The sequence below is a fragment of the Cellulomonas persica genome (assembly GCF_007989825.1).
In the GTDB taxonomy this organism is placed as follows: domain Bacteria; phylum Actinomycetota; class Actinomycetes; order Actinomycetales; family Cellulomonadaceae; genus Cellulomonas; species Cellulomonas persica.
This window is the reverse complement of record NZ_BJUA01000019.1, coordinates 23,167-43,060: the sequence shown is the minus strand read 5'-3', so window position 1 is coordinate 43,060 and position 19,894 is coordinate 23,167. Positions and strand designations below refer to the sequence as shown.

At 73.9% G+C, this 19,894-nt stretch carries 17 protein-coding genes; all 17 read left to right on the top strand.

Annotation, left to right across the window (positions count from 1 at the left end; genetic code table 11):
• Positions 1-1,158, top strand: a 1,158-nt coding sequence (locus CPE01_RS14780) for an ABC transporter ATP-binding protein (RefSeq protein ID WP_146807578.1), incomplete at its 5' end; no start/stop codon positions are given.
• A 194-nt stretch (positions 1,159-1,352) separates the two neighbouring features.
• Positions 1,353-3,146 (top strand): ABC transporter ATP-binding protein, encoded by a 1,794-nt coding sequence (locus tag CPE01_RS14775; RefSeq protein WP_146807585.1) that lies wholly within the window; start codon positions 1,353-1,355, stop codon positions 3,144-3,146.
• Between the two features lie 81 nt (positions 3,147-3,227).
• Positions 3,228-3,602 (top strand): phosphoribosyl-AMP cyclohydrolase, encoded by a 375-nt coding sequence (hisI, locus tag CPE01_RS14770; protein ID WP_146807577.1) that lies wholly within the window; start codon positions 3,228-3,230, stop codon positions 3,600-3,602.
• Entirely contained in the window at positions 3,599-5,155 is a 1,557-nt protein-coding gene (locus tag CPE01_RS14765; RefSeq protein WP_146807576.1) for an anthranilate synthase component I, read from the top strand. The genes hisI and CPE01_RS14765 overlap by 4 nt, the downstream gene beginning before the upstream one ends.
• A complete protein-coding gene (locus CPE01_RS14760; RefSeq protein WP_146807575.1) occupies positions 5,152-5,847 on the top strand; it encodes a Trp biosynthesis-associated membrane protein in 696 nt (231 codons plus the stop codon). Before CPE01_RS14765 ends, CPE01_RS14760 begins: the two co-directional genes overlap by 4 nt.
• Before the next feature lie 99 nt (positions 5,848-5,946).
• Positions 5,947-6,249: an HGxxPAAW family protein gene (locus CPE01_RS14755; RefSeq protein ID WP_146807574.1), complete on the top strand. Its 303-nt coding sequence runs from the start codon at positions 5,947-5,949 to the stop codon at positions 6,247-6,249.
• Between the two features lie 110 nt (positions 6,250-6,359).
• On the top strand, positions 6,360-7,250 hold the full coding sequence (locus tag CPE01_RS14750) for a DUF4190 domain-containing protein (protein ID WP_146807573.1): 891 nt from the start codon (positions 6,360-6,362) through the stop codon (positions 7,248-7,250).
• Positions 7,251-7,282: 32 nt separating this feature from the next.
• On the top strand, positions 7,283-7,702 hold the full coding sequence (locus CPE01_RS14745; protein WP_146807572.1) for a DUF2752 domain-containing protein: 420 nt from the start codon (positions 7,283-7,285) through the stop codon (positions 7,700-7,702).
• A gap of 108 nt (positions 7,703-7,810) precedes the next feature.
• The gene (locus tag CPE01_RS14740; protein ID WP_146807571.1) at positions 7,811-8,320 is read left to right on the top strand and encodes a DUF4190 domain-containing protein; all 510 of its coding nucleotides are present in this window, start codon (positions 7,811-7,813) and stop codon (positions 8,318-8,320) included.
• A 213-nt stretch (positions 8,321-8,533) separates the two neighbouring features.
• On the top strand, positions 8,534-9,019 hold the full coding sequence (locus CPE01_RS14735) for a CD225/dispanin family protein (RefSeq protein ID WP_146807570.1): 486 nt from the start codon (positions 8,534-8,536) through the stop codon (positions 9,017-9,019).
• Entirely contained in the window at positions 9,016-9,489 is a 474-nt protein-coding gene (locus CPE01_RS14730) for a DUF2752 domain-containing protein (RefSeq protein WP_246783981.1), read from the top strand. Before CPE01_RS14735 ends, CPE01_RS14730 begins: the two co-directional genes overlap by 4 nt.
• Before the next feature lie 231 nt (positions 9,490-9,720).
• Positions 9,721-10,533, top strand: coding sequence for an indole-3-glycerol phosphate synthase TrpC (gene trpC / locus CPE01_RS14725; protein ID WP_146807569.1), 813 nt, complete (start codon positions 9,721-9,723; stop codon positions 10,531-10,533).
• 26 nt (positions 10,534-10,559) lie between these two features.
• Positions 10,560-11,813, top strand: coding sequence for a tryptophan synthase subunit beta (gene trpB, locus CPE01_RS14720; RefSeq protein WP_146807583.1), 1,254 nt, complete (start codon positions 10,560-10,562; stop codon positions 11,811-11,813).
• A 5-nt stretch (positions 11,814-11,818) separates the two neighbouring features.
• Positions 11,819-12,694: a tryptophan synthase subunit alpha gene (trpA, locus tag CPE01_RS14715; RefSeq protein WP_146807581.1), complete on the top strand. Its 876-nt coding sequence runs from the start codon at positions 11,819-11,821 to the stop codon at positions 12,692-12,694.
• On the top strand, positions 12,691-13,656 hold the full coding sequence (gene lgt, locus CPE01_RS14710; protein ID WP_246783980.1) for a prolipoprotein diacylglyceryl transferase: 966 nt from the start codon (positions 12,691-12,693) through the stop codon (positions 13,654-13,656). The genes trpA and lgt overlap by 4 nt, the downstream gene beginning before the upstream one ends.
• Before the next feature lie 180 nt (positions 13,657-13,836).
• On the top strand, positions 13,837-18,396 hold the full coding sequence (gene gltB / locus CPE01_RS14705; protein WP_146807568.1) for a glutamate synthase large subunit: 4,560 nt from the start codon (positions 13,837-13,839) through the stop codon (positions 18,394-18,396).
• A complete protein-coding gene (locus CPE01_RS14700) occupies positions 18,389-19,858 on the top strand; it encodes a glutamate synthase subunit beta (protein ID WP_146807567.1) in 1,470 nt (489 codons plus the stop codon). Before gltB ends, CPE01_RS14700 begins: the two co-directional genes overlap by 8 nt.
• Positions 19,859-19,894: the final 36 nt, after the last annotated feature.

Genomic DNA, 19,894 nt, shown 5'->3' with positions numbered 1-19,894 from the left:
CGGGCGAGCCGGCTCGCGGACGCGAACGTGCGCGTCGGTGTGGTCCGGGCGTTCTTCGACCCCGTGATCGACCTGCTCCCGAACGTGGGCACGCTCGCGGTGCTCGTCGTCGGGACGTGGCGCGTGTCGACGGGGAGCATCGAGACGGGTGACGTGGTCGCGGCCGCGTACCTGCTGACGCTGCTCGCGGTACCCGTACGCGCCTTCGGCTGGGTGCTCGGGGAGATCCCGCGTGCGCTGGTCGGCTACGACCGGATCGCGCGCGTGGTCGACAGCACCGGCGCGCTGCCCGCCGGCTCGACCCGCTGGAGCCCGGCGGCCGCCGGGGCGGCCGTGCGGTTCGACCACGCGACGCGCGTCGTCGAGACGCCGCAGGGTCCCCTCACGCTCGTCGACGACGTCGACCTGGAGCTGGGCGCAGGCCGCATCGTCGCGGTCGTCGGGCCGACGGGCGCCGGCAAGACGAGTCTCGTCACGCTCGTGCCGCGACTGTCCGACCCCGACCGTGGTGCGGTGCTCGTCGACGGCGTGGACCTGCGCGACCTCGACCCGCACGACCTCGCGAGCCACGTCGCGCTCGTCGCGCAGCACGCGTTCGTCTTCGAGGACACGGTGCGCGGCAACGTCACCCTCGCCGACGCCGACGACCCCGCGTGCCCGACCGACGACGAGGTGTGGCACGCGCTGCGCGTCGCGCGGGTCGACGACGTGGTCCGGGCGCTGCCCGGCGGCCTGGACGCCCACCTGGGCGAGCGCGGCGCGAACCTCTCGGGCGGTCAGCGCCAGCGGCTCGCGCTCGCGCGCGCCCTGGTACGGCGTCCGCGCGTGCTCGTGCTCGACGACGCGACCTCCGCGGTCGACCCGCGTGTCGAGCAGGAGATCCTGCGCGGTCTGCGCGGCACCGCGGGCGAGCCCGGGCCCACGGTCCTGCTGGTCGCCTACCGCATGTCGTCGGTGCTGCTGGCCGACGAGGTCGTGCACCTCGACGGCGGCCGGGTGGTCGACCGCGGCACGCACGCCGACCTGCTCGCGCGCGACCCGGGGTACCGCGAGCTCGCGACCGCGTACGAGCGTGAAAGCGAGCGGCGCGCCGGCCGGGCGTGGGACGAGGACGAGGACCTCGACGCCCCGCTCGACGAGACGGCGGACGCCCGATGACGCGCGCAGGTGAGGAGCCCACGGTGACGGACGGCACGGCGACGGACACCACGGCGACGGACACCACGGCGACGGACACCGCGGCGACGGACAGCGCGGCGACGGGCTCGACGGCGACGGACACCGCGGCGACGGGCTCCACGACGGTGGACGGCTCGAGCGGTTCCGACGACGGCGCGACGCGCGGGCACTCGATGGCGTCCGCGAGCAGCCTGGGCGTGCTCGCGACGCTGCGGCGCGGCATCGAGGTCTCGCCCCGGCTGGTCGAGGGCGTGTGGGTCACCATCCTGCTCGCGACGCTCGCCGCGGTCGGTCGTGTGCTCGTGCCGATCGCGGTGCAGCAGACCGTCGACACGGGGATCCTCGCCGCCGGCGGGCCGGACGTCGCGCGCGTGGCGACGCTCGCCGGGATCGCCGCGACCGGGCTCGTGCTCGGCGCGCTGTGCTCCGCCGCGGTGAACATCCGGCTGTTCCGCTCGAGCGAGGCCGGGCTGCTGCAGCTGCGCACGCGCGCGTTCCGTCACGTGCACGACCTGTCGGTCCTGACGCGCGGCACCGAGCGCCGCGGCAGCCTCGTGTCGCGCGTGACCTCCGACGTCGACACGATCTCGCTGTTCGTGCAGTGGGGCGGGATCATGCTGCTCGTCTCGGTGCTGCAGATCCTGGTCGCCACGGCGCTCATGGCGGTGTACTCGTGGCAGCTCACGCTGCTGGTCTGGTTCGGGTTCGTGCCGCTCGTCATCGCGCTGCAGCCGCTGCAGAAGCGGGTCAACGCGCGCTACTCGACCGTGCGCGAGCGCTACGGGGCGATGCTCGGTGCGATCTCGGAGTCGGTCGTCGGCGCCGAGACGATCCGCGCGTACGGCGTGGCTGACCGCACGCAGCGCTCGACGGACGCGGCGATCGGCGCGACGCGCCGCGCGATGATCCGCGCGCAGAACCTCGTCGCGACGGTGTTCTCCTCCGGCGCGCTCACCGCGAACCTCGTGCTCGCGGTCGTCGTGGTCGCGGGCACGTACCTCGGGGTCGCGGGAGACCTCACCGTGGGGCGGCTGCTCGCCTTCCTGTTCCTGGTGCAGCTGTTCACCGGTCCGGTGCAGATGGCGACCGAGATCCTCAACGAGCTGCAGAACGCGGTGGCCGGCTGGCGCCGCGTGCTGGGCGTGCTCGAGACCCCGGTCGAGCTCGTCGACCCGGGGGAGAGCGGCACGGTCTCCCACCGGGCTCCCGCGCGCGTCGAGCTACGGGGCGTCGGGTTCGCCTACCCGGACGGCCCGCCGGTGCTGCACGACGTGGACGTCGTCGTGCCGGCCGGCTCGTCGGTCGCGGTCGTCGGGGCGACGGGCTCGGGGAAGACGACGATCGCGCGCCTCGTGGCCCGGCTCGTGGACCCGACCCGCGGCCAGATCCTGCTCGACGGGGTCGACCTGCGCGAGATCCGGCACGACCACCTGCGGCGCCGCGTCGTGCTCGTGCCCCAGGAGGGCTTCCTGTTCGACGGCACGCTCGCGCAGAACATCGCGTACGGCCTGCGTCACGACCACGACCCGCGCTGGACCCCACCGCACGACGACCCGCGCGTGCGCGAGGCCGTGGACGCGCTCGGGCTCGGACCGTGGGTCGACGAGCTCGTCGCGGGCCTCGGGACGCCCGTGGGGCAGCGGGGCGAGTCGCTCTCGGCGGGCGAGCGGCAGCTCGTCGCCCTCGCGCGGGCCTACCTCGCCGACGCGGACCTGCTGCTGCTCGACGAGGCGACCTCGGCCGTCGACCCCGCGACCGAGGTGCGCCTCGCTCGCGCGCTCGCCGGGCTCACCGCGGGCCGGACCACGATCACGATCGCGCACCGGCTCTCGACGGCCGAGGCGGCGGACGCGGTCGTGGTCGTGGAGGCGGGCCGGGTGGTCGAGCACGGTCACCACGACGAGCTCGTCGCGGCGGGCGGTCTCTACGCGAGCATGCACGGCGCCTGGGTCTCGCAGACGCGCTGACCACGCGCGGGGCAGGTGCGGTCGGTCCGCGCGGCGCGGACAGGCCGTGGACGTCCGGGCCGGTCGTGGCAGGATTCTCGGGTGCCCACCCTGGATCCCGCAGTCGCCTCGCGCCTGAAGCGCGACGAGGCAGGTCTCGTCGCCGCGATCGTGCAGCAGCACGACACGCGCGAGGTGCTCATGCTCGGCTGGATGGACGACGAGGCGCTGCGTCGCACGCTGTCGTCCGGTCGCGTGACGTTCTGGTCCCGCTCGCGCCAGGAGTACTGGCGCAAGGGGGACACGTCGGGCCACGTGCAGCACGTGATGTCCGTGAGCATCGACTGCGACGGCGACGCGCTGCTGGTCCAGGTCGACCAGGTCGGCGCGGCGTGCCACACCGGCGCCCGCACGTGCTTCGAGGCCGGGGGTGCGCTGCCGTTGACCCTGCCCGGGCAGGCGGGGGAGACCCGATGAGCGGCGCCGAGACGGCCCAGGTGCCCTGGGGCGGGACGTGGCCCACTCTCGAGGGCTTCCGGGAGCTCGCGCGCGACCGCCGCGTGGTGCCGGTCGTGCGGCGGCTGCTGGCCGACGACGTGACGCCCGTCGGCCTGTACCGCACGCTCGGCGCGGGGCGTGCGGGCACGTTCATCCTCGAGTCCGCGGAGGCCGACGGGACGTGGGCACGCTGGTCGTTCGTCGGCGTCCGCTCACGCGCGACCCTCACGGTGCGCGACGGCGAGGCCGTGTGGACCGGTGACGTGCCCGTGGGCGTCCCGACGAGCGGGGACGTGCTCGACGTGCTGAGCGAGACCCTCGACGTGCTGCGCACCCCCGTGCTGCCCGGGCTGCCCCCGCTGACCGGTGGCCTCGTCGGCGCCCTGGGTTGGGACATCGTGCACCACTGGGAGCCCACGCTGCCCCGGAAGGCACCCGAGGAGCTCGACGTCCCCGAGCTGACGCTGCTGCTCGCGACCGACCTGGCCGTGGTCGACCACCAGGACGGGTCGGTCTGGCTCGTGGCGAACGCGATCAACTTCGACGACACCGACGAGCGCGTCGACGACGCGCACGCGGACGCCGTCGCGCGGCTCGACGCGATGCAGGCGCAGCTGCTGCAGCCCGCCCCGTCGGCGGTCGCGGTGCTGGTGGACGTGCCCGAGCCCGAGCTGCGGTTCCGCTCGACCCGTGAGGAGTTCGACCACGCGGTGCGGTTCGGCAAGGACGCGATCCGGGACGGCGAGGTGTTCCAGGTCGTCATGTCGCAGCGGCTCGACCTGGACTGCCCGGCCGAGCCCCTCGACGTCTACCGCGTGCTGCGCACCATCAACCCGAGCCCGTACATGTACTACCTGCAGCTGCAGGACGCCGACGGGCGGGACTTCGCGGTCGTCGGCTCGAGCCCGGAGACGCTCGTGAAGGTCGACGAGGGCCACGTCACGACGTACCCCATCGCCGGCTCGCGGCCACGTGGCGCGACTCCCGAGGAGGACCGCGAGCTCGCCGACGAGGTGCTCGAGGACCCCAAGGAGCGCGCCGAGCACATCATGCTGGTCGACCTGTCGCGCAACGACCTGGTCAAGGTGTGCGACCCGACGAGCGTCGAGGTCGTCGAGTTCATGGCCGTGCGCCGGTTCTCGCACATCATGCACATCACGTCGACGGTCGTCGGGCGCCTGCGTGCGGGGGCGACCGCGCTCCAGACGCTCACGGCGACGTTCCCCGCGGGGACGCTCTCGGGCGCACCCAAGCAGCGGGCCATCGCGCTGATCGACGAGGTCGAGCCCGCACGTCGCGGCATCTACGGCGGCACCGTCGGTTACTTCGACTTCGCCGGAAACATGGACATGGCGATCGCGATCCGCACGGCGCTCATCCGCGACGGACGCGCGTCGGTGCAGGCCGGTGGCGGGATCGTCGCCGACTCCGTGCCCGAGCTCGAGTACGCCGAGTCCCGCAACAAGGCGCAGGCCGCGGTCCGCGCGATCCAGGTCGCGTCCCGGCTGCGTCGGGCCGACTCGTCGCGATGACGGCGTCCGACGACGGCTCGTCCGTCGCACCGGTGCCGGCGCCGTCCGCCGGGCGTGCCGGTCGCGGCCGCGCCGCGGGTGCCCTGCTGCTCGCCGCCGCGCTCACGGGCCTGAGCGCGGTGCCGACGTGGCTCACGGCGACGACCGAGTCCGTGCTCGGCGCGGCCGAGACCATCCGGGTCTCCGGAGCCGCGGCGGCGCCGACTCTCGTCGCGGCGGCCCTCGTCCTGCTGGCCGCGACCGGTGCGGTCGCGCTCGTCGGGCGGATCGGTCGCTGGGTCGTGGTCGCCACCGTGGCGCTGGCGGGGCTGCTCGTCGTGGGCGGAGCCGTCGGCGTGCTGCGGGATCCGGCTGCCGCGATGGCGCCAGCGGTCGCGGACCAGATCGGGATCGAGCGTGTCGTCGGTGACGTCGTCGTCGCGGCCTGGCCCTGGGTCGCCCTCGGGGTCGGGCTCCTCGACGTGCTCCTCGCGGTGTGGCTCGCGCGGGCGTCGGGCGGATGGTCCGCCACCGAGCGGCGCGACCGGCACGCCCGTCCGGAGCGCCACGCGCACGGAGCCGCCGCCGGAGCGACCGCAGGGCCGCGCACCGGCACGCGCGACGAGCCCGTCGACGAGCGTGACCAGTGGGACGCGCTGTCCCGGGGCGACGACCCGAGCGAGGCCGACGACCCGGCCTCGGGCGGGCGCTGAGCGCCCGCGCACGTGTGTCCACCGTCGCAGCGGACGTGCCACGTGGCGCGACGACCTGCACGCTAGGGTGAGCGAAGAACCACTGGAGAAGGGTCGACCATGGCCGACAACACGCTGGCGCACCGCGCACAGAACCCCACCGTGACGGAAGCGGTGCACCTGCCGCCCAGCGCGCCGCCGACGAACCACGGGCACACGGTGGCCGCGTGGACGACGACGTGGACCGTCGTCGCGGGTGCCCTGATCGCTGCGCTCGCGATGGTCTTCGCGCAGGTCTGGCTGTTCTGGGCCGGGCTCGGCGTCTGCGTGGTCGGTCTGGTGGTGGGCAAGGTGCTGCAGGTCCTCGGCTACGGCCAGGGTGGCGCCGCGACCCTCGCGAAGCAGGCGCACGGCGGTCACTGAGCCGCGGCCGGCGGGTCGCGCCCGCTGAGCTCACCGCGGCGCGGCCGGCAGGCCCGTGCGCACGCCGCACGCCGGCGTCGGCGCTTCACGTTCTGCGACGAAGAGGACACATGAGCACTCCTGCGCAGCCGCCCGCCCCCGACGAGCCGCACGAGCCGTCGGAACCGCTCGACCCCTCGGTGCCCGGTGCGTCCGCACCGGACGACGAGGCGCTCTCGAGCCCGGACGCGAGCCCGACGGAAGCGGCGCGCCCCGGCCCACCCGCGTACGAGCCGCCGCCGGCGTACGAGCCGCCCCCGGGCTACACCGCACCGTCGGTCTACCAGGCGCCCGCGACGTTCGGGACGCCGTCCTCGGGCGGCGCGTCGGACGACGACTCCGAGCCCGGCGGCGACGGCGACCCGGACCCCGCGCCTTCTCAGACCCGTGGTTCGGCGCCCGCCGGAGGCGAGGCGCCGGTTCCCGAGTACGGCACCCCGCCGGTCTACGGCACGCCTCCCGCGTACGGCACGCCTCCGACGTACGGCACGCCGGCGACCGAGGACGGTCCGGCGAACGGTGCTCCTGCGTACGGGACGCCCGGTGACGGCGCGCCCGGCGCCGGTGAGCCGCCGCAGCCTGGCTCACCGTACGGTGCCCCCGCGTACGGCTCCGAGGCCTACGGACCTCCTGCGTACGGACCTCCCGCGTACGGACCTCCGGCGTACGGAGCGCCCCGGCGCCCGTACGGGCCGGCGACCGGGGCCTCGTACGCGACCTGGGCCCTCGTGCTCGGCATCCTCGGCGTCGTGCTCGCGTGCGCGTGCCCCGTCGTCGGCCTCGCCGCTGCGATCGCCGCGATCGTCCTGGGCGGCCGCGCGACGTCCGCCGCTGCGCGCGGGCTGGTGGTCAACGCCGGCCAGGCCAAGGCGGGCGTCGTGCTCGGGTGGGTGGCGGTCGGCCTCACGGTGCTCTCCTTCGTCGCCCGCGGCATCGGCTCGATGAGCTCGAGCGGGTTCTGAGCGGACGACGGGCGCAGCAGGGTGGACCAGCGATGAGCACCGTCGAGCACCGCGCGGTTCCCGCCGCGCGGGTGTGGCGCGGGCCGCTGCTGACCGCCGGGATCGTGGGTGCGGCGACGCTCGTGCTCGCGGTGCGGGACCCGCACCGGTCGGGGAGCTACGGGTTCTGCCCGCTCTACGCGGCGACCGGGCTGGCGTGCCCGGCGTGCGGCGGGCTGCGCGCAACGCACGACCTCGCGCACGGCGACCTCGCCGCGGCCTGGGCGATGAACCCGCTGTGGGTCTCGCTCGTCCCGGTGGTCGTGGGCCTGTGGGTCTGGTGGGTGGTCCGCGCGGCGCGCGGTCGCAGCGCCCCGACGCTCCCGGCGTGGTCCGCCTGGGCACTGCTCGTCGCGATCGTCGTGTTCGGCGTCGTGCGCAACCTGCCGGGCTTCTCGGCCCTGGCCCCCTGACGGACCGCCGTCCGTCCGGCCCCGCACCGGCCCGGCCTGCTCCGCGCAGCGCGTGACTCCTGGCAGAGTGAGTCCCGACGACGACGCGACGCGACGGGAGCAGACCTGATGAGCACGCCCGACCAGCCCTCGGACCCGCTGCAGCCGAGCGACCCGGCGAGCTCGTCGCCGTACGCGCCGCCGCCGGCCGACGCCTCGGCGCCCGGTGCTCCCGCGAACGGTCAGGCCGCCGCCTCGGTACCCGCCTACGGTGGGCCGCCGGCACACGACCGGCCTCCGGCCTACGGTCAGCCTGCGGCCTACGGCCAGGCGCCGTACGGGCAGCCGCCGTACGGCCAGGCGCCCGCGTACGGGTACGCGGCAGACCTGCCCAAGAACGGGCTCGCCGTGTGGTCGCTGGTCCTCGGGATCGCGAGCCTCGTGCTCTGCGGCCTCTTCTCGGGCATCCCCGCGATCGTCGTCGGCAACAAGGCCAAGCGCGCCGCGGCGGCCGGCGAGGCGAACAACGAGAGCCTGGCGACGGGCGGCATCATCACGGGCTGGATCGGCACGGTCCTGTCCGGCCTCGGCGTGCTGATCGTCCTCGTCGCGACGCTCTCAGTCTGGCAGACGTCCTGAGCTCGTGTTCGGAGCGGCGGCTCGACGTCCCGGGCCGCTCGTGGGACAGTCGGCGGCGCCCGCCCGGCCGCGCCGAGGACCGGCACCGGCTCCTGCGCCGCGTGACGGGCCACGCGCCCAGCTCGTCGGTCCCCGGACTTGTCCGCAGGGCGGGAACGACCGATAGCAGTGATCAGCAGCACCCCACCGACCGTCCGACCCCTGGAGCGCCGCATGTCCACGCCTTATGACCCCTACAACCCGTCCGGCGAGCAGCCGAACGGCGGGCAGCCCTACGGCGGGCAGCCCGGTGGACAGCAGCCCGACGGCGGGCAGCAGCCGCCGTACGGCACCCCGCCGGCCTACGGGTCCACGCCGTCGTACCCGTCGACCCCGTACGGCGCGCAGGCTCCTGGGTACCCGACCGCTCCGCCGCCCGCGGGCGGCGCCGGCTACGGCGCCCCGCCGCCGCCCAACTACCTCGTGTGGGCGATCCTGACGACCGTGCTGTGCTGCCTCCCGCTCGGGGTGCCGTCGATCGTGTTCGCCGCCCAGGTCAACAGCAAGTGGTACGCCGGCGACGCCGCCGGTGCGTACGACGCGTCGCGCAAGGCCAAGCAGTTCGCGATCTGGAGCGCGGTCGCGGGCGCGGTCGGCATCCTCGCGTACGTCGCCCTCGTGGTCGGCGGGATCCTGTCGAGCGACTCGAGCAGCATGTGACGACGAGCGGTGCCGAGGACCGCACGGTCGCCCAGACCCTGCGGTCCTCGGTGGCGCGCTCGGCACCGGCGCCCGACCGGGCGGGCGTGCGTGCGGCGGTGGCCGTCGCCGCTGCCGCAGTGGTGGGCGTGGCCGTGCTCGCTGCGGTCGACCCGCACCAGCCGGGCCACTACCCGACGTGCCCGTTCCTCACGCTGACCGGGCTGTACTGCCCGGGCTGCGGGTCGTTGCGCGCGGTGCACGACCTGGCCCACCTGGACCTCGCCGGCGCCTGGGCCATGAACCCGGCTCTCGTGCTCACCCTGCCCGTGCTCGTCGCGGCCTGGGTCGCGTGGCTCCGCCGCGGCGTCACCGGCCGGCCGCGGCGGCTCGTCCTGCCGGCGTGGAGCATCTGGACGCTGCTCGTGGTGATCCTGGCCTACTGGGTCGCACGCAACGTGCCCGCGCTCGCGCCCTGGCTGGCCCCCTGAACCGGTCGCTGACGGCTCGGCCGCCCGTCATCGCCGGGTGACCTGCACGACGCCCGTTCGGCGCCGCTCCGGGCGGTCGCCGCATCCGGCGTCCCGCCCGCGCCGGCGCCGGTCCACCAGGCGGGCCGTGGTCGGGGTCACTCTCGGACCCCTCTACGATGGCCGGGAGCGAACCTCGCACATGCCGCACGGCCGGAGGTTCCGGGGGTCGTAACGAGGGGTGAGGCAGCCATGAGCGTGCTCGACGAGATCGTCGCCGGAGTCCGGGAGGACCTGGCCGCCCGAGAGGCGCTCACGCCGTTGGCGCAGGTCAAGGAGCTCGCGGCGCGCCGCGAGTCCGCGATCGACGCCATCGCGCGCCTGCGCGTCGAGGACGCCGTCACCGTGATCGCGGAGGTCAAGCGCTCCAGCCCGTCGAAGGGCGAGCTCGCGGCGATCTCCGACCCGGCCGCGCTGGCCGCGGAGTACGAGACCGGCGGCGCCGCCGCGATCTCGGTCCTCACCGAGGCCCGGCGGTTCAACGGCTCGCTCGCCGACCTGGACGCCGTGCGGGCCCGCGTCGACATCCCGGTGCTGCGCAAGGACTTCATCGTCACGCCGTACCAGGTCTGGGAGGCACGGGCGCACGGCGCCGACCTGTGCCTGCTCATCGTCGCGGCGCTCGAGCAGACCGTGCTCGAGTCCCTGGTCGAGCGCGTGCACTCGCTCGGCATGACCGCGCTGGTCGAGGTGCACGACGAGGACGAGGTCGCGCGGGCGGTCGACGCCGGCGCGCGCGTCATCGGGGTGAACGCGCGTGACCTGCGCTCGCTCGAGGTCGACCGGGGCACGTTCGCACGGGTCGCGCCGTCGATCCCGTCGGACGTCGTCAAGATCGCGGAGTCGGGCGTGCGCGGGCCGCACGACGTCATGGACTACGCCCGGGCGGGCGCGGACGCGGTCCTCGTCGGGGAGGCGCTCGTGACCGACGACGCGCCGCGTCGCTCCGTGGCCGACCTCGTCGCCGCGGGTGCGCACCCGTCGCTGCGCGCGGTGCGCCAGTGACGGCGGACGTGGGCGGTCGCCCGCTCGTGCCCGGTCAGGAGCCGCGGCTCGGCTCGCTCGCGACGCACGTCGGCCCGTACTGGGGCGAGTTCGGCGGACGGTTCGTCCCCGAGGCCCTCATCGCGGCGCTCGACGAGCTCGACACGGCCTACCACAAGGCGTTGGCGGACCCGGCGTTCGGTGCCGAGCTCGCGCGCCTGCACCGCACCTACACGGGCCGCCCGAGCCCGCTGACGGAGGTGCCGCGGTTCGCGGCGCACGTCGGCGAGGGCGTGCGCGTGTTCCTCAAGCGCGAGGACCTCAACCACACGGGCTCGCACAAGATCAACAACGTCCTCGGCCAGGCGCTGCTCGTGAAGCGTCTGGGCAAGACGCGCGTGATCGCCGAGACGGGTGCGGGCCAGCACGGCGTGGCGACCGCGACCGCCGCGGCACTGCTCGGGCTCGAGTGCACGGTCTACATGGGCGAGGAGGACACGCAGCGGCAGGCGCTCAACGTCGCGCGCATGCGCCTGCTCGGTGCCGAGGTCGTCCCCGTGACGATCGGCACCCGCACGCTCAAGGACGCCATCAACGAGGCCCTCCGCGACTGGGTCGCGAACGTCGAGACGACGCACTACCTGCTCGGCACGGTGACGGGTCCGCACCCGTTCCCCGAGATGGTGCGTGACTTCCACAAGGTCATCGGCGAGGAGGCGCGCGCCCAGCTGCTCGCCGAGATCGGGCGCCTGCCCGACGCGGTGGCCGCGTGCGTGGGCGGTGGGTCCAACGCGATGGGCATCTTCAACGCGTTCCTCGACGACGAGGACGTCCGGCTGTTCGGCTTCGAGGCGGGCGGTCGCGGCCTCGGGCACGGCGACCACGCGGCGCGCTTCCAGGGCGGGGCGCCCGGCGTGCTGCACGGCGCGCGGTCGTACCTGCTGCAGGACGAGGACGGGCAGACGATCCCGAGCCACTCGGTCTCCGCGGGCCTCGACTACCCGAGCGTCGGTCCCGAGCACTCGTGGCTGCACGACATCGGGCGCGCCACGTACCTGCCCGTGTCCGACGACGAGGCGATGGACGCCTTCCGGCTGCTGTGCCGCAGCGAGGGGATCATCCCCGCGATCGAGTCGGCGCACGCGCTGGCGGGCGCGATCCAGATCGGTGCCCAGGCGGCGCAGTGGTCGAACGAGCCGGTGGTCCTGGTGAACCTGTCGGGCCGCGGCGACAAGGACGTGGCCACAGCCGCGCGGTGGTTCGGCCTGCTGGGTGACGACGACGGCGAGGGAGATCGGTGAGCGCGGTGGAGGCCACGAGCCAGACGACGGGCGCGGCGGACCCGTCCGCGAGCCCTGCGACGACCGGCCCCCTCCTCGACCGGTTCGCGGCCGAGGGACGCTCGGCGCTCGTCGGCTACCTGCCGGTCGGCTACCCGAGCGTGCCCGGCTCGGTCGACGCGGTGCGCGCGCTCGTCGACGCGGGTGCGGACGTGGTCGAGCTCGGCATGCCGTACACCGACCCGGTCATGGACGGCCCGATCATCCAGCGCGCGGTCGACCACGCGCTGCGGGGCGGCACGCGCGTGCGCGACACGCTCGCGGTCGTCGAGCAGGTCGCCGGTCGCGGTGCGCCGGTCCTCGTCATGACGTACTGGAACCTCGTGCTGCGCTACGGCGTCGAGGCCTACGCGCGCGACCTCGCGGCGGCGGGCGGAGCCGGGCTGATCACGCCCGACCTGATCCCGGACGAGGCCGCGGAGTGGATCGCCGCGTCGGACGCGCACGGGCTGGACCGTGTCTTCCTCGTCGCGCCGAGCTCGACGCCCGAGAGGCTCGCGAGCACGGTCGCTGCGTCGCGGGGTTTCGTCTACGCGGCGTCGACGATGGGCGTCACGGGGGAGCGGGCCACGGTCGGCTCCCGCGCGCAGGCACTCGTGGCGGACACGCGAGCGGCCGGGGCGGCGCACGTGTGCGTCGGTGTCGGCGTGTCGACCCCCGCGCAGGCCACGCAGGTCGCGAGCTACGCCGACGGTGTGATCGTGGGCTCGGCGCTGGTGCGCACGCTCGTGGACGCACCCGACGAGGCGACCGGCATCGACCGGCTCGCGCAGCTCACCTCCGAGCTCGCCGCCGGCGTCCGCGCAGCCGACCGCCCGGCCTCCGGCGGAGCGGGTCGGTGACTCTCACGGCCCTGACGGAGGGCGTACGGGCCGCGATCCCCAGCCCGTCCCAGGGTGTGTGGTACCTCGGACCGTTCCCCGTGCGCGCGTACGCGATCGCGATCCTCATCGGCATCGTCGCGGCCGTGCTCATGACGCAACGGCGCTGGGCGGAGCGCGGCGGCGACCCCGACCAGGTCGTCGAGATCGCGTTCTGGGCGGTGCCGTTCGGCATCCTCGGCGGCCGCATCTACCACCTGATCACGTCGCCCGACGCGTACTTCGGCAAGGGCGGCGACCCGTGGCGGGCCTTCGCGATCTGGGAGGGCGGCCTCGGCATCTGGGGCGCGGTCGCGCTCGGCGCCGTGGGCGCGTGGATCGGCTGCCGCCGGCTCGGCGTGCGTCTGACCGTGTTCGCGGACGCGCTCGCACCCGGTCTGCTCGTCGCGCAGGCGATCGGTCGCCTCGGCAACTGGTTCAACCAGGAGCTGTTCGGCGGCCCGACGACGCTGCCGTGGGGCCTGCGCGTCGACGACGCGGTGGCGGAGGCGGCCGGTCACACCGCGGGCACGCTGTTCCACCCGACTTTCCTGTACGAGATGGTGTGGAACCTGCTGGGTGCCGCGCTCCTGATCTGGGCGGACCGCAGGTTCCGGCTCGGGCACGGCCGGGTGTTCTGGCTCTACGTCGTCGTGTACACCTCGGGACGGCTGTGGATCGAGGCGCTGCGCATCGACCCGGCGCACGGTTTCCTCGGGCTGCGACTCAACGTCTGGACGTCGATCCTGGTGGGCCTCGGAGCGCTGGTAGCGTTCATCGTGGTCGGCCGTCGCCATCCCGGACGTGAGTCGACCGTGACGCTGGACGGCCTGCAGGTACCCCCCGAGCAGCAGGAGGACCAGCACCAGGACGTCCCGCAGGGCGCGGAGGCCGACGAGGCCACCGTCCCGACGGACGACGAGGACGGTCGCCTGGCCACCTGACGGCAGGGTCCGACCGCCCCAGAACGGCCCGGCTCGGTGTGAGCCTGGTCACACAGGGCGATGCGGCTCCCCGTCTCGGCGGGTTGTATCGTCGCCCCACCACCAGGGCCGACGACGTCCCGATCCCCCCAAGTTCGTGCGAGCCCCGGACCCGTCCGGGGCACTGTGAGGACGGTAGAGATGACGTCGCCCAGCGGTCTGCCGAGCACGTCGCTCGACCGCGCGTCGTACCCCATGTACGACGCGTCGGCCGAGCACGACGCCTGTGGTTTCGCGTTCGTCGCGACGCTGCGCGGCACGCCGGGACGCGACATCGTCGACGCCGGCCTGACCGCGCTGCTCAACCTCGACCACCGCGGCGCCGTCGGCGCCGAGGAGGACTCGGGCGACGGTGCGGGCATCCTCACGCAGATCCCCGACGCGTTCCTGCGCGACGTGGTCGACGCCGAGCTGCCGCCCGTCGGCTACTACGCGATCGGCATGGCGTTCCTGCCGCAGGACGAGGTCGAGCGCGCCGCCGCGGTCGCCGCGGTCGAGGCCGTGGCCGCCGAGGAGAAGCTGGACGTGCTGGCGTGGCGCGACGTCGTCGTGACCGCCGACCTCGTGGGTCCCACGGCCCGCGCGTCGATGCCGGTCTTCCGCCAGCTCGTCGTCGCCGACCCGTCCCGCGAGCTGTCGGGCATCGCGCTGGACCGCCGCGCCTACCGCCTGCGCAAGCGCTCCGAGCGTGAGCACGGCGTGTACTTCGCGTCGCTCTCGGCACGCACCATCACGTACAAGGGCATGCTGACCACCGGCCAGCTCGAGCCGTTCTTCGCGGACCTGTCGGACCCGCGGTACGCGTCCGAGATCGCGCTGGTCCACTCCCGCTTCTCGACCAACACGTTCCCGTCGTGGCCGCTCGCGCAGCCGTTCCGGATGATCGCCCACAACGGCGAGATCAACACCGTCCGGGGCAACCGCAACTGGATGGCGGCGCGTGAGGGCATGCTCGCGTCCGAGGAGCTGGGCGACCTCGCGCCGCTGCTGCCCGTGTGCACCCCCGGTGGGTCGGACTCGGGCAGCTTCGACGAGGTGCTCGAGCTGCTCCACCTGTCGGGCCGGTCCCTGCCGCACGCCGTGATGATGATGATCCCGGAGCCGTGGGAGAACCACGCGCAGATGGACCCGGCCACGCGCGCGTTCTTCGAGTACCACTCCACGCTCATGGAGCCGTGGGACGGCCCGGCGGCCATGACCTTCACCGACGGGACGCTGATCGGTGCCGTGCAGGACCGCAACGGCCTGCGCCCGGGTCGCTACTGGGTGACGGAGGACGGCCTCGTGGTGTGCGCGTCCGAGTCGGGCGTGCTCGACCTGGACCCCGCCTCGATCGTCGCGAAGGGCCGCCTCGAGCCCGGTCTGTTCTTCCTGGTCGACACCGGCCAGGGCCGGATCATCGCGGACTCCGAGGTCATGGCGGGCCTCGCGGCGCAGCGTCCGTACGCGCAGTGGGTCGAGGAGAACTCGGTCTACCTGGAGCAGCTGCCCGAGCGTGAGCACGTCGCGCACTCGGCGGCCTCGGTGCGCCGGCGGCAGCGCGCGTTCGGGTACACCGAGGAGGAGCTCAAGGTCCTCCTGACGCCGATGGCCGCCAACGGCGCCGAGCCGCTCGGCGCCATGGGGTCCGACACGCCCGTCGCGGTGCTCTCGCAGCGTCCACGCCTGCTGTTCGACTACTTCACGCAGATGTTCGCCCAGGTGACGAACCCGCCGCTCGACGCGATCCGCGAGGAGCTCGTCACGGCGATCGGCGGCGCGATCGGTCCCGAGCCGAACCTGCTGCAGGACGGGCCCGAGCACGCGCGCAAGCTGATCCTGCCGTTCCCGGTGCTCGACAACGACCAGCTCGCCAAGATCGTGCACGTCGAGAAGGAGCCCCGGCACGGGTTCCGCTCGACGATCATCCGGGGCCTGTACAAGGCGTCCGGCGGTGGAGCGGCGCTCGAGGCCCGCCTCGAGGAGATCTTCGCCGAGGTGGACCGTGCGGTTGCCGACGGCGTCAGCTTCGTCGTCCTGTCGGACCGCAACTCGGACGCCGAGCTCGCGCCGATCCCGTCGCTGCTGCTGCTCTCGGCGGTGCACCACCACACGTTGCGCCGCCACACGCGCACGCAGATCTCGCTCGTCGTCGAGGCGGGCGACGTGCGCGAGGTGCACCACGTCGCGCTGCTGATCGGCTACGGGGCCGCGGCCGTGAACCCGTACCTCGCGATGGAGTCCGTCGAGGACCTCGCGCGCAACGGCTACCTCGGCGACGTGACGCCCGACAAGGCCGTCAAGAACCTCATCAAGGCGCTCGGCAAGGGCGTCCTGAAGGTCATGTCGAAGATGGGCATCTCCACCATCGCCTCCTACCGCGGTGCGCAGGTGTTCGAGGCGATCGGTCTGTCGCAGGCGCTCGTCGACCGGTACTTCACGGGCACGACGAGCCGCCTCGGTGGCATCGGCCTGGACGTCATCGCGGCCGAGGTGGCGGCACGGCACGCCGACGCGTACCCGGCCTCCGGCAACCGCCAGCCCCACCAGCGGCTCGCGGTGGGCGGCGAGTACCAGTGGCGCCGTGACGGCGAGGACCACCTGTTCGACCCCGAGACGGTGTTCCGCCTGCAGCACTCGACCCGCACGCGGCAGATGGACGTGTTCCGTCAGTACACCAAGCGGGTCGACGAGCAGAGCAAGCGCCTCATGACCCTGCGCGGCCTGCTGGCCTTCAAGGAGGGCGTGCGCGAGCCCGTGCCGCTCGACGAGGTCGAGCCCGTGAGCGAGATCATCAAGCGCTTCAGCACGGGTGCGATGTCGTACGGCTCGATCTCGGCCGAGGCCCACGAGACGCTCGCCATCGCGATGAACCGCATCGGCGGCAAGTCGAACACCGGTGAGGGCGGCGAGGACCCGGAGCGCCTGCACGACCCCGAGCGCCGCTCGGCGATCAAGCAGATCGCCTCGGGCCGGTTCGGCGTGACGTCGGAGTACCTGACGAACGCCGACGACATCCAGATCAAGCTCGCGCAGGGCGCCAAGCCCGGCGAGGGTGGTCAGCTGCCCGGGCACAAGGTCTACCCGTGGGTCGCCAAGACGCGGCACTCGACGCCCGGCGTCGGGCTGATCTCGCCGCCCCCGCACCACGACATCTACTCGATCGAGGACCTCGCACAGCTCATCCACGACGCGAAGAACGCGAACCCGAAGGCGCGCATCCACACCAAGCTCGTCTCCGAGTTCGGCGTCGGGACGATCGCCGCGGGTGTCGCCAAGGCGCACTCGGACGTCGTGCTGATCTCGGGCCACGACGGCGGTACCGGAGCGAGCCCGCTCACGTCGCTCAAGCACGCGGGCACGCCGTGGGAGATCGGCCTGGCCGAGACCCAGCAGACGCTCGTGATGAACGACCTGCGCGACCGCGTCGTGGTGCAGGTGGACGGTCAGCTCAAGACCGGCCGCGACGTCGTGATCGGTGCGCTGCTCGGTGCCGAGGAGTTCGGCTTCGCGACCGCGCCGCTCGTCGTCTCGGGCTGCATCATGATGCGCGTCTGCCACCTCGACACCTGCCCGGTGGGCGTCGCGACGCAGAACCCGGAGCTGCGGGCGCGGTTCACCGGCAAGCCCGAGTTCGTCGAGGCGTTCTTCGAGTTCATCGCCACCGAGGTGCGCGAGCACCTCGCCGCGCTCGGCTTCCGGTCGATCCAGGAGGCCGTGGGCCACGTCGAGCTGCTCGAAACGCGTGCGGTGATCGACCACTGGAAGGCCGAGGGCCTGGACCTCGCGCCGGTCCTGGCGGTCCCGCAGCCCAAGCCCGGCTCGGCGCTGCACCACACGAAGGACCAGGACCACGGCCTCGACCGCGCGCTCGACAACCGGCTGATCGCGCTGTCCGCGGACGCCCTCGAGCGCGGCGAGCCCGTGCGCATCTCGCTGCCCGTGCGCAACGTCAACCGCACGGTCGGCACGATGCTCGGGCACGAGGTCACGCGGCGCCTCGGCGGTGCGGGTCTGCCCGACGACACGATCGACGTGACTCTCACGGGGTCGGCCGGGCAGTCGTTCGGCGCGTTCCTGCCGCGCGGTATCACGCTGCGTCTGTTCGGCGACGCGAACGACTACGTCGCCAAGGGCCTGTCGGGCGGTCGCGTGATCGTGCGCCCCGACCGCAGCTCGGTGCTCTCGTCCAGCCACAATGTCATCGCCGGCAACGTGATCGGCTACGGCGCCACCTCCGGCGAGGCGTTCCTGCGCGGCCTGACGGGCGAGCGCTTCGCCGTGCGCAACTCCGGCGCGACGCTCGTCGTCGAGGGTGTGGGCGACCACGCGTGCGAGTACATGACGGGCGGGACGGTCGTCGTGCTCGGGCGGACGGGCCGGAACTTCGGCGCGGGCATGTCCGGCGGCACGGCGTACGTCGTCGACCTGCAGCCCGAGCTCGTCAACGTCGAGGCCGTCCGGTCGGGCGAGCTGTCGCTCGCGCCGCTGGACGACGACGACGCGGCGCTCGTCGAGTCGCTTCTCGTGCGCTACGCGCAGGACACGGGCTCGCCCGTGGCCGCCGAGCTGCTCGAGGGCGACTGGCGCCCGCGCTTCACCCGTCTCCTGCCCACCGAGTACGCACGCGTCCGGCGCGCGCTCGCGCAGGCCGAGGCCGAGGGCCTCGACCCCGCGGCCCCCGGCGTGTGGGACCAGATCCTGGAGGTGGCCCGTGGCTGACCACCGTGGCTTTCTGAAGGTCCGGGAGCGCGAGCTCCCGCCGAACCGTCCCGTCGAGGTGCGGCTGCGCGACTGGAAGGACGTGCACGCGCACCTCGAGGAGGGGCAGCCGTTCCTCAAGGAGCAGGCCGGCCGGTGCATGGACTGCGGCGTGCCGTTCTGCCACAACGGGTGCCCGCTCGGGAACCTCATCCCGGAGTGGAACGACCTCGTCTGGCGCGGCCAGTGGTCCGACGCGATCGAGCGCCTGCACGCGACGAACAACTTCCCCGAGTTCACGGGCCGGATCTGCCCGGCCCCGTGTGAGTCGTCGTGCGTCCTGGGCATCAACCAGCCGCCCGTGACGATCAAGAACATCGAGGTCTCGATCATCGACGAGGCGTTCGCGCGCGGCCTCGTCACGCCGCAGGTGCCGCAGCGGCTCACGGGTCACACCGTGGCCGTCGTCGGCTCGGGCCCGGCCGGCCTGGCCGCGGCCCAGCAGCTCACGCGCGCCGGTCACACCGTCGCCGTGTACGAGCGTGACGACGCGATCGGCGGCCTGTTGCGCTACGGCGTGCCGGACTTCAAGCTCGAGAAGGTCCACATCGACCGTCGCCTCGCGCAGATGGAGGCCGAGGGCACGCGGTTCCGCCCGGGCGTCGAGATCGGCCGCGACCTGTCGTGGGAGCAGCTGCAGGCGCGCTACGACGCGATCGTCATCGCGACCGGCGCGACCGTGCCGCGTGAGCTTGCCGTGCCCGGCAAGGACCTCGACGGCGTGATGTTCGCCATGGACTTCCTGCACCCGGCGAACGCGGCGGCCGCGGGCAAGCCCGTGGCCGGTCAGGTGACCGCCGAGGGCAAGCACGTCGTGATCATCGGTGGCGGTGACACCGGCTCCGACTGCCTCGGCACCGCCCTGCGTCAGGGCGCGGCGTCGGTCACGACCCTCGCGATCGGCAAGCGCCCGCCCACCGAGCGCCCTCCGCACCAGCCGTGGCCCACCGACCCGATCCTGTTCGAGGTCTCGTCCTCGCACGAGGAGGGTGGCGAGCGCGCGTACCTCGCGTCGACCGTGGCGTTCGAGCCGGACGCGACCGGCACGCGCGTCGCGTCGCTGCGCCTGGCGACCACGCACTACCTGGAGGACGGCCGCCGCGTCCCGACGCCGGGGACCGAGCGTGAGCTCCCGGTCGACCTGGTGCTCATCGCGATGGGCTTCACGGGCCCCGAGACCCAGACCGCGGTCGCGCAGCTCGGCCTCGAGCTCACCCCTCGCGGTGCGTTCGCCCGGACCGACGACTACGCCACGGCCGTGCCGGGCGTCTTCGTCGCGGGCGACGCCGGCCGCGGGCAGTCACTCGTCGTGTGGGCGATCGCGGAAGGCCGCGCGGCGGCCGCCGCCGTCGACACGTACCTGTCAGGTGCGACGGAGCTCCCCAGCCCCGTCGAGGCCAGCACTCTGGCCCTTCGCCCCTGACCCCTACCCGCGGGCCGCGGTGGTCCGACGGGACGT

Excerpts from the sequence above, each read along its gene's own strand:
- CPE01_RS14775 (WP_146807585.1), top strand. The coding sequence starts at position 1,353 with ATGGCGTCCGCGAGCAGCCTGGGCGTGCTCGCGACGCTGCGGCGCGGC.
- CPE01_RS14765 (WP_146807576.1), top strand. The coding sequence starts at position 3,599 with ATGAGCGGCGCCGAGACGGCCCAGGTGCCCTGGGGCGGGACGTGGCCC.
- CPE01_RS14760 (WP_146807575.1), top strand. The coding sequence starts at position 5,152 with ATGACGGCGTCCGACGACGGCTCGTCCGTCGCACCGGTGCCGGCGCCG.
- CPE01_RS14755 (WP_146807574.1), top strand. The coding sequence starts at position 5,947 with ATGGCCGACAACACGCTGGCGCACCGCGCACAGAACCCCACCGTGACG.
- CPE01_RS14750 (WP_146807573.1), top strand. The coding sequence starts at position 6,360 with ATGAGCACTCCTGCGCAGCCGCCCGCCCCCGACGAGCCGCACGAGCCG.
- CPE01_RS14745 (WP_146807572.1), top strand. The coding sequence starts at position 7,283 with ATGAGCACCGTCGAGCACCGCGCGGTTCCCGCCGCGCGGGTGTGGCGC.
- CPE01_RS14740 (WP_146807571.1), top strand. The coding sequence starts at position 7,811 with ATGAGCACGCCCGACCAGCCCTCGGACCCGCTGCAGCCGAGCGACCCG.
- CPE01_RS14735 (WP_146807570.1), top strand. The coding sequence starts at position 8,534 with ATGTCCACGCCTTATGACCCCTACAACCCGTCCGGCGAGCAGCCGAAC.
- trpC (WP_146807569.1), top strand. The coding sequence starts at position 9,721 with ATGAGCGTGCTCGACGAGATCGTCGCCGGAGTCCGGGAGGACCTGGCC.
- gltB (WP_146807568.1), top strand. The coding sequence starts at position 13,837 with ATGACGTCGCCCAGCGGTCTGCCGAGCACGTCGCTCGACCGCGCGTCG.